This is a genomic window from Collinsella aerofaciens (genome assembly GCF_902501475.1).
Taxonomy (GTDB): Bacteria; Actinomycetota; Coriobacteriia; order Coriobacteriales; family Coriobacteriaceae; genus Collinsella; species Collinsella aerofaciens_AL.
The window spans coordinates 1-14806 of record NZ_CABWIF010000024.1 but is presented as its reverse complement, the minus strand read 5'-3'; the positions used below and the strand labels follow the sequence as shown (position 1 = coordinate 14806).

Genomic DNA, 14806 nt, shown 5'->3' with positions numbered 1-14806 from the left:
GTAGACGGCCTGCGGTTTTCGCGAAATACGGGGTATGGTCGAGGGGTCGGGGTTAAACGTAGTAGATGGGCCGGTTTCGTGGCGGCGGCATCGCAGGCGGCCGACCGAGGGCGCCCGGAAGTGAGCAGGGCGCCCGTCTAACGACCTATTTCCAGCCAGTTGCATAGTACGTTGGCTCGCAACTCCATTTCCGTCGTCTTTTGCGCCTTAGTTTTGCACCTATAGCGCAATTCCAAGCGCGAGCAAAGACTTCGCACGATCGCATTAAGCTGCTCGGCATCGTTAAGCATGTCGTGCGTAACCAGAAAGACGTCATACCCCATACTTTGCAGTGCCGTCATACGTTTGGCATCGTGGTCGAGCACGGCGCCTGATCCGTGGATGACCTCTCCCTGAATCTCCACGATTCCCGCCTTCATTATGGTTGGATTTACGATCACGATATCCCCGTAGCAGACTTTTTGCCCTGCAATGCTCTGCGCCGATGCGGTAAGCGGCGTAAGGTCGTTAACATAAACGTTTCGAAAGCCGGCACCGCCGCACGAGCGAGGAAGCGATAGCAATAAAATTCCTGCAACTTCAAGCGGAGAAGCTGCTATACCTGTCACCAGCTGCGCGGCGTTGTAAAACTTCGTACCCCACTTTCGTTTTTCCATCTTACTGGCGTACTCATGAAGCTCGTTTAATTCGATGAGCGGCTTTCTCATCCAGAGCGAAGTGCCCTTTAGCCTTGTGACCTCATTCGTTTCCTTTTGTCCGTTGGGCCCCTTCGTATTTATCTGTTCTTTGACTTTTATGCGCGCATAAACGCGTTTCCATTGTGGTTCTTCTTGGCTTTCATCGAGGTCAAAGAGGGATTCGGTGGTTGCATTCTCGGCAGCGTCATTGGCTTTGTCTAGTTCCGCTTCTGCTGCTGCGGTGGGCTCAAAGACTGAGAACCATCTGCAAAATTCGTACATGGCAAGGACAAGATCGGTTGGAGACACAAAGCGCGCCATGGTAAATAGCGTCGCAAGTGGATTGGTAACCCTAAAGCTCATCGCGGTTTCCAGCGTGCTATCCACCCCCGAAGCATCATCACAGTGGATTGTTGTCCGTAATCCCGAATGGTAGTTAACGCCACCGGGCACTGTTGTGGTAATAATCGGGGTCTTGAGGACGTCGACTACAAAGGGCGATTGAGATAGGGCTCGCCAGCCGTCTTCGGGGTTGGGCAGGCGCGGGTAGAGGTCGCGCACCTGCGGTGGGCAGCGCCAGTAGCGGAATGCGGTGTTTGCGCAGACGATCTCGTCCATGTGGCCTCCCCTGGTTTCGACCGTAGGCCGTGCGGATTGCGGGCATGGCCGATTATCTACCGGGGCATTATGCGGGTAAGTACTGGAAGCTGACCAAATGCTGACCAAATATTGGATGGGATGTGTTGAAAGGTTGATCGAGCCATGAATGTGCTGGTACGAGCTGTGCGCCAGTGGTCTCTGTCTCCACAATTGCACAAAGATTACGCACGGAATTCAATGAATGAACGCAGACGCATTTTGCAAAACGCGCAATGACGACACCTAAGGTGAACTACGTAACATATAACGCCTTAGGTAACTTCGCTTCGATTTTGGTGTCAAAAAGAAAAAGGTCAGAGGCTTAACACCTTTGACCTGTGCTTTAGATGGTGGGCGATACAAGATTCGAACTTGTGACCCCATCCGTGTGAAGGATATGCTCTACCCCTGAGCCAATCGCCCGTCGCCTTTCGGCAAAAGAGATACTATCATAGCCGCGCGTTGTTTACCAAGAACTTTTTGCCCTCGATTGTAAATTCGTGGGCGTCGGCCGCGCCATGGCAAGCGCCGTAACCAACAAAACCGCAGCTAAACCACCATTTACCGCTTAATCCACGAAGTCTCGGGGCGGCAGATAAGTCGCGCGTTGTTGTAGGCCATGTCGAGCGTGAGGCAGGTGCGCGCGGCGTAGAAACCGTCCTCGCGCTGGATGGTCTGCGCCAGCTCGGGCTTGTCGCCGGTCAGGCACAGCGGCAAGAGCAGCTGGATCCGGCCGCCGTAGAACTGCGGCACGGCGAGCGTGTAGTTGGCGGCGGCGCGGCGGGCGGCTTCGACGACGGCGCCCTCAAAGGCGCGACGCAGCAGCAACGAGTTACCCTCCCCCATCAGACTGGCGGGAATACGCGTCAGGTTCTCCTCATCGCCCAGAATGTGGTCGATGTTGGAGCGGATAGGCAGGCGTTAGTCAAAGACTAGCTCGGAGGGGTCCTCGGCAAAGCGCACGCGGCACGGCAGGTACTCAAACGAGACCAGCATGGGGTCGCTCTCCTTAAAGAAGCCCTTAAAAACCAGCGCTGGCGCGCGTCGGGCTTGGTGTTGGGCTCAAACAGACCGTAGATGGTCTCGTAGCGGCGCGTGTACAGGCCGGTGTTGAATAGGCAGCGGTCGTCGTCGAACACCAGCGGCAGGTTGGACGGCGCGGTCTGGTCCACGTCGCGCTCGGTCAGGAACACCGCGCGGCTAAACGAAAACGACAAGTAGTTTCTGAGGATGCGGTTCCCGGGACCCCAGTCCTCGGGATCGGCGAGGTCGACAAGGCGGTCGTAGCAGGGCTCGGGGCAAAACGCGAAGTCGTACACATTACTGCACAGGGTGCTGGGAATCTCCATGTGGTGTCCAATCAATTCATTAACCGGCGTGCGGATGCTTAGATTCTATACGAGCAACAGATCGCCCGTGCCCGCAACGAATCCGCAGCGCAGCTCTTCGGCTAGCTCGCTGTTCGTGCGGCGACTGGAAACGAGGTCCTGGATCCAGGCGTAGTACTGGTTGTCTTTTGGTTCGGGGCTGTCAGATAGCACGACCGGAGTGCCTGCGAACCTTAAGACGGACAACGCAAAGACAAGGCTGGTTCGTTTGTTACCGTCTTCAAAGATGTGGTCCTTGACCATGTGCTCGGCCACGTAGGTGACCTGGTCAAAGATGTCTGCGAAGCGATCGACCGGCGATTGACCGAATATCGTACAGAATGCACCCGCAAGCACGGACTCGACGCATCCAAGCTCAAGCGCGGCCCGGTCGCCTGTGGCGTCGGTTGTATAGCAGCGTCCGACCGTCATCAGCGTGCTGTGCAGGCGCATCACGGTCGCGGCCATATCATCGAGCGAACCGGCATCATCGAGCACGAGCGGCGCGAACGGATGCGCTCCCCGCTTCGTGTCCGCCATCATGAGTTCTCCAAGAGCCTGAGCGCGTTGGGCATGTTCGAAATGGTCAGCCGAATAGCTTCGTCGATTGACGTGGTGCCGCCGAGCAAAATCGGTGATGCTGAATTTGCCACGTGCGCAGTTGAATGATCTTCTTGAGCAACGCAATCAGCGCCGTCATCTTGTTGAACATAGCTCCAAGGCATGTCTGACTCCTCTATAGCTTTACAGACGAAATAGCCTGCGAGTCGTACTCCAGAGCAATCGGTTGCCAGACGAGGTCTTCGATGGTGCAGTTTAGGGTGTCTGCAAGCGCCAATGCCGAGGAAACCGAGGCGCGGCGTAGGTCGAGCTGGTTCTGCTCGTAGAGTTGTATGGCGCGAAGCTTAACCCCCGATTGGGCGGCGAGCTGTTTTTGCGTTAGTCCGGCAGCCTTTCGTGCCGCCTTGAGGCCCTTTTTGTCTGCCTGGGCGTTGTTCCATTTTTCGATGACAATCTGGGCGAATTTATCTTCGGAGGCCTCGTGGAGCGGATGGTACGAGCCGATGATCCAATCGAGCGGAGCGACTTCGAGTAGCTTATTAAAGCCCAAGCTGCTCATCCATTGCGTATAGGCCATAACCCACCCCGCCCAATACTGAGGTGAACGGTCGAACGGATAGGTCTCCCTACATCTGACGGGGGTCAGTCCCGCATGGGCGATAATATCGCGCGCGAGCTCGTCGCCCGCCATGCCGCAGACGACGCGAGGCATACCGCGCTCAAACTGTTTCATCTCAAGAGCGTTCGACATGATCGCCGTCAACTCGGCTGGAGTCAGCCCTTGGTCACAGAGAGCAAAATCGACCGCCTCGCCCAGCGTTCTCATTGCATCCTCGAGATACATCTCACTGTAGGCGTGGGTCATCGCCCGTCATCCCCTCTCGAATGATATCGACGATACGTATTCCCTCAAACGGGTTTTCGGCAAGGAGCTCCCGATACTGCGCCCTTGCCGCTTCATCTCGTTCCTTGGCCAATGGACCATACAGAGCTTGCTGCGCACGTTCAAATCCAGCAAAACGAATGCTCTTAAACGCACGCTCGCTTTTGAGCACAATCTGCTCCCCCAGGTTACCGAGCCTCATAGATCGTCCAAGCTGATCGACGGTGATCGTATTGTTTACAAAAGCTCTGGCATAGCTAAAGTACGAGTCGTCCGCACGCCACCCCCTTATTACGTCGCAAGTGCTCGTCTGAGGTAGAAAGTGATCATGGAGATATTCGCACGCCCCCGCGGCAATGGCGGTATCTTTGCGAAAAGAACGATGCTCAACGAGCAACGCTATCCAATGCAGGACGCAATATTGCGGCGATAGCAAGTCGAGAACTTTGAGATCGGCTATATCGAGTTCATAGCGATTCGCAAAGCCATCGGCATCGCGCGAGCATGCCCATTCCCTTGCAAGGTCGAGGCTCTCTGTGCAATAGAATCCCTGTCCATAGTCGTTATGGATTTTCCCCAGGCCAAGTTGGGGAGTCTCAATGATTTTCTGAGAACCATGCCATAGTTCCACGCGAGTCTCCTAACAGGTATCGCTCTAGCGATAGTATAACATACTATCGCTAGAGCGATACCTGTATTCAAATAGCAAGAGGGTGTCTGGAACCGAGTTTGAGTTCAATACTTGCTTCTAAGGCTCGCCGAGTCCGGAAGTATGCGACAAAATTCAGACTTGCTGATCATGCCGGAGCACACTAACGCCTCGTCCTGCTTACAGAGCTTCATAGACACGCACCTCATCTTGCTCGATGCTTTTGCGGAATGCCGGGCGCATGTGCTCTGGTGGGTTGGTGACGATATCAACCTTTCGCCCAAGTTTCCTCTCGAGCTCATGGGAGAGTTCGTAAAGCGTGCCGAACGTCATGGTGTTGCCGCAGGCTAGGCGCAAGTCAATATCGCTATCGGGCGTTTGTTCGCCTCGGGCAAACGAGCCAAATAAATATGCTTCGCTGACGTCGTATTGAGCAAGCACGCGAGAGGCGGAGGTGGATATGTCGGTAGGCGAAATCATGGGTTATTTGCCGTTCAACAGTAGAACGTCAGGGGGCCAGCGTCGAAACCACCAGTCCGGTTTTTTGGCGTTCGGCGAGCTCGAAGATAAACGGGGCGTTTGATCTAACAAACTCTGTCAAGAAATTGAGGTCATCAGCAGTAAATCCTTCAACGTTAAACCATTTGACCGCAGGCAAGAAGCATTCTGCATGGTCAAAGCCAAGGTCAACCGGACGCTCGACGGCTACGCGAACGGTCCCGTCATCTCTTGTCTCTGAGTAGGCAAACTGAGCGCCGTCATCTAGCTGAATATAGCTCCAAAGCATTGCTACCTCGTTTACAACTTTTTGAGTTAATAGCCTGCCCCTAACGCGGGATGAATCGCACTAGTTACCCGACCCAAATACGTCATCTACAAGATCAGGCAAGTCAGTCCATACTTGATAGGCGACAACGTTGTCCGGATTCATTTCTCTTGCACGACGTTTATCATCCGTATTGTGCTTTGCGGCATTGGTCAAAGCCTGGCCCTTGTTGCCGTCAATCATTTCGAGATTTACCGACTTGAACTTTGACGCGGAGGACCTGTTGGGGTCAGTAGATTTTAGAACGCCAAGGTCGCGCGCTCTTTTCTCACATTGTGGCGTCGATGCAAAAGTTTCCGGGCATAGTGAGACATGATCGATAAGCCATACCTCAAAGCATGGATTGGAGATCGAGAACCTAACCCCTTTTGTCTTTGCTTCTCGTTCTGCTGCGGCTAGGTTTCTGAATTCATCTGAATCGACTACGATCCATGCGGAACTCAATGCTTCGATTTCGCCTGCTTTAACGGCCTTTTTATCTGAATCGAGCTCTCGCGAAAGCTGCTTGGCCACCTTCAAAGGGTCTCCGTCAATATGCCGATACCGCACGCTTCCGCGAACGTCCATTTCAGTAATAAGGAAGTTAAAGTATTCGGTTTCGGTCACCTTTCCATTGGACACAATTAGGTGGCGCTTTCGCTTGGCTCTTGTCTGCTTTTTGCGGCCGCGAGCAAGTCCCCTCCTTTCTGTTTTAGCCATCTATGTCAGCACCTTCCTTCATGAGTTGGGCCACAAGTTGATGAAAGCTTGGGTTGGGCAGCGGCACATAGACACCGTTTAAGTAATTGCGCCCCAGATTCTCATTTGCACGAGGCGAATACTCCATCGCAGCAATTAATTGCGAAGCACCTTCAGAGTCCTTTTCCACAAACCAGACCTGGTCACGTTCAAGCACCTCTTCCATAGGGCTGGTTCTCGTCATCAAGGTGACATCATGGGTCGAGAAGATTAGCTGCGCGCCCTTTGGATTTGTGTCGGGATCGGCGAACAGTGAGACGAAGTCGCGCAGGAGCGTGGGATGAAGGCTCGAATCAAGCTCGTCAATTACTGTTGTGGCCCCACTGCTTAAAGAACGTAAGGCTACCGAGAAAAACGCCAGCGCAGCTTTTGTGCCCTCCGATTCATGGGCGGAGCCCAGCCAAAAGCCATCTCCCGAGCCTTTATGGTGGAAGACTAGGTCATAAGCGAACGACAATTTAAAGTCTTCTGCAATTTTATTACGTGCCTCTTCCGGAATCTCATCGAGTCCAATGAGTGATTCTTTTAAACCCATGACGCCTTCCGATTGACGGACATCCATGCCGTCAATTCCGATATCAGCATATTTAATGAGCTGAGATAGCATCTGAGCTCGTGCGTCATCGTTGATAAACAGCTTTTTTATGGTGGCGAGTTCTGCTAGATAATGCGTTGCATCATAGAGATTGATGTCATTGGCAAGAGCTGCGAATGCGGGTTGAATTACATCACTTCCAGCCGCCGCGGCGGCAGATAAGAACAAAGAATTATTGCGCGTGATATCCCAAAGTTGTTTTTTGACGCCTGTAAAGGTGCTACCAAATTTAATCGACTGTTCGCCGTTTATCGAAGAGCGGTCATAGAGGAGGGACGGCTGTTTTGATCGGTATACGGTGAGGTTTTCATAAGTAACCTCATTTTTGTTTACACCAAATGAAAACTCATACTTCAAATTGCTGGCGATAAAATCTATCGAGAATTCTGTGTCATTTGATCGTGATTCCGAGTCAAGTAAAAAGGGGACGATGGGTATTTGAGAATTCGCATCGCCTGTCGCATAACCTGTACGAACAAAGTAAGAGACAAAGTAAAGAGCATTTAGGAAATTTGATTTGCCTGACGCGTTTGCGCCGTAAACCGCAGCCACTCGCACGGGCCCAAGTTCCTTTTTGCTCGAAATCGGTTCAAACGAGAACTGCTGAGTACCTCGAAAGCTCTGAAAGTTCTTAAATGAAAAATTGAGGATCATCTTTAGAATCCTTCTCAAATATATCGATTATTCACAGACATCCTTAAATAACAAGAACAATTATATAGTTTTAAAACCGATATTTGTTAGCTTTGAACAAATATCGGTTTTAAATTGAGATTTTAGGCAATGAACCTTATAAGTACGTATGACATAATGCCTGAAGCATAACTCTCTACGCTGATATTAAGAGCAATCTTCAGTGACGGTGTCTCTTAATCTCACTCACTATGCCGGCGCATCTCTTCTCAATGCTGTCGGGAAAGAGCGAAGCTTCGGTAATGCCAAGTTTACTCAACTCGTTCAGTATTGATGCTTTTCTATCAGATGGCACTATGCAACGACCGGCTATCACGGGACTGTCTTTGGGCAGTGGACTTATTAAGTCATCAAACGACAAAGAAGAATCCTTACCACGAATGTCATTTGGGAAAAGAATATATTGGCCGGACTGAGCGGCTTGTCTATCAAGATATCTAGTTCCGTAGACAAATAATGTATCTTCGCAGCACTTCTTAAACCATTTTGCCTGATCAGTTGGCTCAGGGTAAATTGAAAGCACTAGATCACGTTGATAGTCAAAGTATGGTCTTGATATTGCAAGTGAGGCAAAACGAGACAGAAGCTTTGAGTTCATAAATAGATGCCAAGAGTCCGCAATTGCCTGGCAGATGGGATATTCCCGCTTATCCCCTCCCGGTCGCCTAAAGATAAATACTTCGCCCACGTCATCAGGATTGCCGCAGGCGAAATAGAGGGCGGCAAGTGCGTTTGAAGTTACATCTAATAGCCTGGTAGGGACTCCGTAGTGCTGGAGGCAGGCTAAAAGATCAATCGGAAGCAAATCTCGCTTGAAGACATTTGGCAATATGCGGCAGGCAGTTTCAATAATATCCGCCTCGTGCGTAAGGCTGCCTGTGATAGGGGAAATGGTGTTCGATCCCGGTTTACGCCAATAGCTGTCTCTTCCGATTGACGGAACAAGATCAAACTTAGTCGATCCTTGTCCTCGGAAAACAAATGTAGATTCATATGTCTTGGCTTCACCATTTATTGTTGGTGAAAGTCCGTTGATGTATTTGATATACGAGGCTACATCTTCAACCTCAACTTTGGCTTCACTAGACATATATCAATCCTTTAGTGGAACAAGAAGCTTTATAAACGGCAGCATTTGGATTGCAATTATCTTATCGCTCTGGCGGATGGGGTGTAAGGCTCAACATCGGTAATAGATCGAGAGGCGGTCGAGCTGAACAAAATAGTGCCGTCGCAGCGATAGCTGATACGGCACCAATCTCTAATAAATTGATTTAGTAGAAGGCTAAAGACTTCTGTAATGGCTGCATTTATTTCTCCCCTGGTCTCACTTAAACAAGGCCTTAGCAGCGATATGCGGCAGCCAAGAGCGCTGTTCCCAGAATGAAAAGCGTTAAGGAAGCGGCGATCCAGTTGTTGTCGGCAGTCTTGGGGAGTACCGCAGTGGTCGCGGTGGCAACCTTGGATTTGGGGACTTTGGCGACCGTGGTCTTGGTTACTGTCGTTGTTGTCTTGGTTGTCGTGGCCGCGGGTTTCAGTGCCGGATTTGCCGTGGGCCCTGTGGCGGGCTCTCCGGCAGCGGGGTTAGCATCGGTGGGAGACTTGCCCGCGCTATCGCCAGGAACATCGCGCCACTAGCACCAAAGACCCCACCAGCAGGCGCCACAAACCGCGCAGACACAAGCGACCCACCCGTGCAAGCAACCCCGCCATCGGCACCGGTCGCATCCAGCCACGAGGCATCGACGGAAAGCCGACTGCCGGCCGCGCCATCCCCAATGCCATCGTCCTGCAGATACACGCCGTAGGCGCGCACGCCCGCTCCGGACCCGGCGCCCGCGGCAACGACGCGCCCGCCGCCGCGCACGGCCATGTCGCCGGCAATCACGCCGGCGACCGCCTCGTTTGTAATATCGGCCCCGTCTGCCCGGGCATCGACGGTGCAGCCGTCAACCACGAGCGCCTGCGACACGTGGATCCCGCACTGCGAGCCCGTCGCCGTCAGGGTCCCGGTGCCGCGAAGCGTCAGGTTGCCCCACACCTCCATGCCGCACAGCGTGATGTCCGCATCGGGCGCATGCGACTCCGTCACGGAGTTCTGCCCGGCAAGCGTCAGCACCAGGTCGCCCTCGGCGCCGATGGCCTCGCCCGCGTAGCCATTAAGCTCCAGGTGGTCGGCATCGGTCCAGGCCCAGCCAGGACCCGACACGCCCGGCTCGTAGTACGTCGCGCCCGCGATGATGAGGCTCTCCGCGCCCGCGGCATAAGAAGGCCCGCCCAGCAAAACGCATAGGCAGGCCATGGCAACAATCGCAATGTAATGACGGCTGGTGTAGGACTCGGCAGCAAACATACCCGCTCCGATCCTCGCAGGAGCCAATAGAATGTGCACCAGAAAATGCCCTGGTAGCAGCAGTTATTAGTTTAGCGAGATCAATGCGGGAGCAAAGAGAAATCGCGTGGGCAGTGTCCACAATTAGGTGTAAATCGTTTTGCCAGTCGGTGAAAGGTGGAATCGGCTTACGAATGCGCTACGAGAAGGAGGGACCCAACACGATGATTGTGACGAGCAGTACGCCGGTTCAGCAGTTCCTTACCACGGAACAGCTTCATGTCGAGGACCCTATGCCCAAAGAGGGACACGAGCCCGTCGGTCAGGATGCATTCGGAGGTCAACATGGCGCAGCCTGCACTGTTGTCGGTACCTGACGGTACCCATGTCGCGCCTTGCGGCGTCCCCGTTGACAGACATCGCAAACATCCAAGGTCGGAAAACGTTCGCAATCGTCTGGATCATACAGAGGCAAGTGTTGAGACTCGCTATCTTTGACGTTCGCTATGATTCCAGCTCCCCCGGCCCAACGTTATCCATTCCAGCCTCCTACAACAATCCACCGCCCTAATTACTAGACCGCCCCTCGTACAGCGCATCGCCGTACTCCCCGAACAATAGGTACGCTTTCTGGATTCTGCGCCTCTGCCTGTCCAGGGCCTCAAGTTCCTTGTTAAGGTCGAAAGCTCCAATATAAGTCTGCATTGTAATGCAATTGTCCACCGAGACCGTTTGCTCAAGCCCGCTCACCAGACTCTGCGACAAGTCATGCATGCTAGAGCCGTGCAACTCCCGGAAATGCGTCGCATCAGCGTCTTTGTAGAGATCGTCGTCAACGACATCGCACACCTTTATCCCAAGCGGAACATCAACACACTTCTTCCGGAATGCGTCATACCAGTCCCGTCTGCGTTCCTGTAGATACGAGTAGTCGCCCTTCGCGACCGTTGAGAGTTTGACACACCCACGGACAAGCCGGTCTTTGAACACGTTGGGTAGATCGCACGCTACCATGAACACCGGATGGACGTAATCCATGACCAATGTGTCCCTTAGAACCTTGTCGTCGACCCCCGCGACAATCTCCCCCCATGCCATCAACGACTTCTCGTAGCGAATCATCAGCCTGACCGAATCGAAGAGTGCATTGTTGTATTGCCGGAAGACCTCGAGGAATGTATCACCGAAGAAACCCCTCTTCACGGCATGGAGCGGAATATGCGAATCCTCCAGCACCATCCGATAGTAGAGCGCAGGGTGTCTCTCCACCAACCCGGCAGTCATTTTGGCAAAACTATCGTCATTCACCTCAGCCACTTCTTTCATCCAACGCCCCAAGCCTTCGCAAGATCCCTGTCGAAGCTCATAGGCTGCTTCTCAAGTTCAAGGACGTCAACCTGCACACGCACCGGGTACGTCGTCGCCGTGCCACTCACTATGCAGCACCCCTGCGGAAGCACGGGAATCATGCTCGCATTTGCGCTGTCGATGAACGAAACAGCTTTGCTAATCGCTCTCAGGTCCTCGTCGTTTACGAGTCTATGGATGAAGTAGTTGTGCATCTGCGAGAGAATCGTAGGCGATATGTCGGCCGGCCGTTGGCTGCACACGGTGAGGTACATGCCAAACTTGCGCCCCTCCTTGACGATTTCCTCGAACGTCTCAAGTCGGTAGTCGCGCCAGTTCTCGCTCTCGCGCTGCGACGAGTACGACAAGACGTTGTGTGCTTCATCGATGACCAGGTGAGCACTGCTTCCACGCTCGTTTTGCCCGCGCTCCTTCTGGAACTGATAGAGCGTCTTCGCCACGACGAGCGGAACGATCTTCTTCTGCTCAAGGTTAACGTTGAGAAGCGAGATGACGGAGACATCGGATTTGAAACCGCTGATGCAAGGCTCGTAGAGCTTTGAAGCCTCCCTCAGCTCTGCCGAGTAACGCTGTATCAAGGGCGCAATATGCTCACGAGTGATCGTATGAGAGCGAACCGCCTCAATAAACCGATATCGCGCGATGAATTCCAGCAGCGCGGGCCTGTCAGAAGCCAACGATGAGTAGTCCATGCTCTCATAGCATAAATCGGAGAAAACTTCAGGCACATCGGCGGGCGAGTAAAGTAGCTTCCCACTATCGCGTTTGTGGAGCGCATTGTTGTACTTCTGATAAACCTCAATAGAGTCAATCGCCCTTTCCAGGCTGCCTACATCTACGCCGGGGACAAGTGAAAAGAGCCTTACCAAATCCTCGCGCTGCTCATCGAAAGCAGGGCCACAGCCGCAATAGTCTTCCAGAAGCTTTCTGACCATGCCGCGCAGGTAGGCACCGGGGTCGCTCATTTCCAAAATCGCCCCGGCTTTGCGAATGCACCTTTTCAAAAACGGCCGTTGCGTCTTCTCGGTCGCCTTGGCCAACATTGCCCACATGTCCACATCAAAGAAGAAGCCAGGTGGAACGGGGATTTTGGCGCCGGCTCCCGTTCTAGTGCTTGGCCCGTAGACTTCCTTGTCATGACACAATACGGCCTTTGCAGTGTACTCGCCATTAAAGTCGATGAAAACGAACTTGCTGCTCCCGCATCCGGCACGCTGCCCGAGACAGTCAGTGAAAAGTCGACACAGCGTGTTCGACTTGCCCGAGCCGGTGTTCCCAAAGATTCCAATGTGGCTCGCGAACAGCGCATTGAACGGCAGTCTCACGTCGACCCCGTCATGCCCGACCAGCTCCCCTACCCTAAAGCCCGCGCCGGTGGCTTCGACGGGCGAATTCACGGCCGCGAGCTGCTTGGGCGAGAGAAGATACGCCTTCGAACGTACCAAGGGCAGCACCTCAATGCCGCGGTTAAATCTCCCAGAGGAGAAACTGCCGAACACCGAAACGTCGACGTAGCGTTCAAGGTACGAGCCCGGCGCCTCGCGCCCATCGGCCCCTTTTGAAGCCACAGCTCTGCTTTCCTGCTGGTAGTCCCCTTCGACTACTCCGATTACATCGTCGTAGCCGCAAGGCAAACGGAGGTACCCGCCAACGGAGACGCCGCGCACGAGCTCGCCATGGTAAAAGACGCTCGCCTCGTTCGCCTGGCTGTACACCTTCACCTTGACCTTGGTGCCGCGAACATCGGTGACCTCCCCGATCAGGAGGAGGTCACCGCTCACCTCGCCACGCATCTCAGCACCTCCGTGAGCTCACCCAATCCGATCTCCTTGTCTTCCCTGGGAACAAGGAGATAGACATTGTCAGCATTGGGGAACAGGGAGCGATACCAGGCGGCGTCGTCTCTAGTGTGGCATGAAATCAGCACTATGAGCTTCGGGTTCGACCGTATGGCCCTCTTTGTGAGCTCAAGGATATGCTCGTCGGCGAACGAAAACCCGAACACCAGAAGCAGCGCGTTGTTGCGGTCAAGTTCGTTGGCGTAGATGCGCAGCAAATCGTAGTAGCTTTGCTCGAGAACGGTCTCCTCAAACTTCCGCTTGGCAGGATTCACGATACAAAGCGTTGAGTCATAGCTCTTCCCGAATGCTTGGAGCAAATCCACATCGTCAACGGAAAGGCCGGAGACAAGTTCCTTGAACAATTGTAACGACGCGGCGTTGCACGGGTCCTTCACCAACGAGGCCAGCTCAGAAACGGCAGGAAGGTCAAGAACGCCATCGTGACCCACGACGCAATCGTCCAAAGTGCTCTCGACGTTTGAGTACACAACCTCTTTGCGATCAGATTCGCCTACCCGTCGCCATGTCAACGACCCGTGCGCCTTCAGCACATTAGCAGTCGTCACCTGCGAGGTGTACTCCATGAAAAGCGATTGCTCGCACATAAGCCGGCTGAATGCAGAGGGGTCGAACCGCGGCTTTCCCCGCCCAACAAAGCCGTCGTTGAAAGGAATGCCGAGACTTTCGAGTGAGAGCTCTATCAACGGGTCGTAGTTTGTCGTGAAGAAGTTCAGGCGTTTCGGGAGGGTTGTCGTACCTCGATTCTCGATGAGCCTACACGCCGAGGCAACAAACGCTTTCTGCGGCTCAGTGGCATGCGCCTCGCGAAGGGGGTGCATAATGGATTTGAAATACTCCGCCCGCAAGAGCGCCCGTGCCGAGAGCCACATTCCCCTCTCGTTTCCCGGACAATCGCGCATGTGTTCGTCAACCGCCTGAAACCAAGATTCCCGTCCTTGTAGGACGGGAACCACACTTCCAGAGAAGCCAGAGCCCAGCAAGACATTAATATGTGCACTAGCAAAGACCTTGCGTAAGAACTTCGCGTTTTCTTCTTCGATGCGCATGTTGTCGTTATCGTCAAAGGGAACGAGTATTTCCCTCATATGACGTTCGCTCTTATGCTCCACGCAAGACCTCCTCGCCAGCTTTTGATTCAATTATATATTGCTCCTAACGCACCATCGCCGCCGCGTCTGAGATGCCGACCAACGGCGTGATTACGAGGAAAGTGAAGCACGTGGCACAGTCCATGGGCATAGGCCGCATGAGCGTTAGCTAGGTGGCAGGATGTGCTCCTCGCCCGACGACGCAGTCGCCGGGCTGCAGGAGTGCGACCTGCCAGGCGCCCGGTTCCCCTACATCTGGCTCGACGCCATCTGCATCAAGAGCAGCGGCGAGGGCCGGGCGAAGTCGACCGCGCCCGGTGGAGTGGGTATGATGAATTGGACACCTAGTTAAGAGCGAAAGGTGTTCAAGATGACCCAAAGAAGAAAGCGATACGACAGGTAGTTCAAGGTCTCGGCGGCAAAGGTGGTCCTGTCCGGGGAAATGACGGTCAAAGGCCTATCGGAGGAACTCGGCATAAAGGATTCGACGCTGAGAAGATGGGCCCGCGAATACGAGGAGATGGGAGA

The 14806-nt window shown here is 53.7% G+C and carries 18 protein-coding genes and 1 tRNA gene; 2 read left to right on the top strand and 17 right to left on the bottom strand.

The window, feature by feature from the left end:
• Positions 1–137: 137 nt before the first annotated feature.
• The 14 genes from GDJ93_RS06140 to GDJ93_RS06075 all read right to left on the bottom strand — a co-directional run bounded on the left by GDJ93_RS06140 (position 138) and on the right by GDJ93_RS06075 (position 9981).
• Positions 138–1295, bottom strand: a complete 1158-nt coding sequence (locus tag GDJ93_RS06140; protein ID WP_152068145.1) for a putative endonuclease domain-containing protein — start codon at positions 1293–1295, stop codon at positions 138–140.
• Between the two features lie 369 nt (positions 1296–1664).
• Positions 1665–1739, bottom strand: a tRNA-Val gene (locus GDJ93_RS06135).
• A gap of 138 nt (positions 1740–1877) precedes the next feature.
• Complete coding sequence (locus GDJ93_RS10235) at positions 1878–2228, bottom strand: DUF3825 domain-containing protein (RefSeq protein ID WP_264297885.1); 351 nt, start codon at positions 2226–2228, stop codon at positions 1878–1880.
• 20 nt (positions 2229–2248) lie between these two features.
• Positions 2249–2665 (bottom strand): DUF3825 domain-containing protein, encoded by a 417-nt coding sequence (locus tag GDJ93_RS10230; RefSeq protein WP_152068143.1) that lies wholly within the window; start codon positions 2663–2665, stop codon positions 2249–2251.
• 45 nt (positions 2666–2710) lie between these two features.
• Positions 2711–3223, bottom strand: a complete 513-nt coding sequence (locus tag GDJ93_RS06120) for a Fic family protein (RefSeq protein WP_193221468.1) — start codon at positions 3221–3223, stop codon at positions 2711–2713.
• Positions 3223–3408, bottom strand: a complete 186-nt coding sequence (locus GDJ93_RS06115; RefSeq protein ID WP_117757177.1) for a hypothetical protein — start codon at positions 3406–3408, stop codon at positions 3223–3225. Before GDJ93_RS06115 ends, GDJ93_RS06120 begins: the two co-directional genes overlap by 1 nt.
• Before the next feature lie 11 nt (positions 3409–3419).
• Entirely contained in the window at positions 3420–4109 is a 690-nt protein-coding gene (locus tag GDJ93_RS06110) for a helix-turn-helix domain-containing protein (RefSeq protein ID WP_099431747.1), read from the bottom strand.
• The gene (locus GDJ93_RS06105) at positions 4090–4758 is read right to left on the bottom strand and encodes a DUF3990 domain-containing protein (RefSeq protein ID WP_099431746.1); all 669 of its coding nucleotides are present in this window, start codon (positions 4756–4758) and stop codon (positions 4090–4092) included. Before GDJ93_RS06105 ends, GDJ93_RS06110 begins: the two co-directional genes overlap by 20 nt.
• Before the next feature lie 198 nt (positions 4759–4956).
• Positions 4957–5256, bottom strand: coding sequence for a nucleotidyltransferase family protein (locus tag GDJ93_RS06100; RefSeq protein WP_152068141.1), 300 nt, complete (start codon positions 5254–5256; stop codon positions 4957–4959).
• 28 nt (positions 5257–5284) lie between these two features.
• Positions 5285–5563 (bottom strand): hypothetical protein, encoded by a 279-nt coding sequence (locus GDJ93_RS06095; protein WP_152068140.1) that lies wholly within the window; start codon positions 5561–5563, stop codon positions 5285–5287.
• Between the two features lie 60 nt (positions 5564–5623).
• Positions 5624–6301 (bottom strand): RloB family protein, encoded by a 678-nt coding sequence (locus tag GDJ93_RS06090; protein WP_152068139.1) that lies wholly within the window; start codon positions 6299–6301, stop codon positions 5624–5626.
• Complete coding sequence (locus GDJ93_RS06085) at positions 6294–7589, bottom strand: AAA family ATPase (protein WP_152068138.1); 1296 nt, start codon at positions 7587–7589, stop codon at positions 6294–6296. Before GDJ93_RS06085 ends, GDJ93_RS06090 begins: the two co-directional genes overlap by 8 nt.
• A 199-nt stretch (positions 7590–7788) precedes the next feature.
• A complete protein-coding gene (locus GDJ93_RS06080) occupies positions 7789–8718 on the bottom strand; it encodes an FRG domain-containing protein (RefSeq protein ID WP_152068137.1) in 930 nt (309 codons plus the stop codon).
• 444 nt (positions 8719–9162) lie between these two features.
• A complete protein-coding gene (locus tag GDJ93_RS06075; protein ID WP_152068136.1) occupies positions 9163–9981 on the bottom strand; it encodes a hypothetical protein in 819 nt (272 codons plus the stop codon).
• Positions 9982–10154: 173 nt separating this feature from the next.
• Between GDJ93_RS06075 and GDJ93_RS06070 the strand changes: the two genes are divergently transcribed.
• Positions 10155–10337, top strand: coding sequence for a hypothetical protein (locus GDJ93_RS06070; protein WP_152068135.1), 183 nt, complete (start codon positions 10155–10157; stop codon positions 10335–10337).
• 190 nt (positions 10338–10527) lie between these two features.
• On the opposite strand, the gene GDJ93_RS06065 is transcribed toward GDJ93_RS06070, so the two are convergent.
• The 3 genes from GDJ93_RS06065 to GDJ93_RS06055 are packed head-to-tail and all read right to left on the bottom strand — an operon-like array spanning position 10528 to position 14299.
• Positions 10528–11286 (bottom strand): hypothetical protein, encoded by a 759-nt coding sequence (locus GDJ93_RS06065; protein WP_152068134.1) that lies wholly within the window; start codon positions 11284–11286, stop codon positions 10528–10530.
• Complete coding sequence (locus tag GDJ93_RS06060; RefSeq protein ID WP_152068133.1) at positions 11283–13121, bottom strand: ATP-binding protein; 1839 nt, start codon at positions 13119–13121, stop codon at positions 11283–11285. Before GDJ93_RS06060 ends, GDJ93_RS06065 begins: the two co-directional genes overlap by 4 nt.
• Entirely contained in the window at positions 13106–14299 is a 1194-nt protein-coding gene (locus GDJ93_RS06055) for an SIR2 family protein (RefSeq protein WP_152068132.1), read from the bottom strand. Before GDJ93_RS06055 ends, GDJ93_RS06060 begins: the two co-directional genes overlap by 16 nt.
• A 421-nt stretch (positions 14300–14720) precedes the next feature.
• Between GDJ93_RS06055 and GDJ93_RS10295 the strand changes: the two genes are divergently transcribed.
• Positions 14721–14806: transposase (locus tag GDJ93_RS10295; RefSeq protein WP_370739716.1), on the top strand; the 86-nt coding region annotated here is incomplete at its 3' end.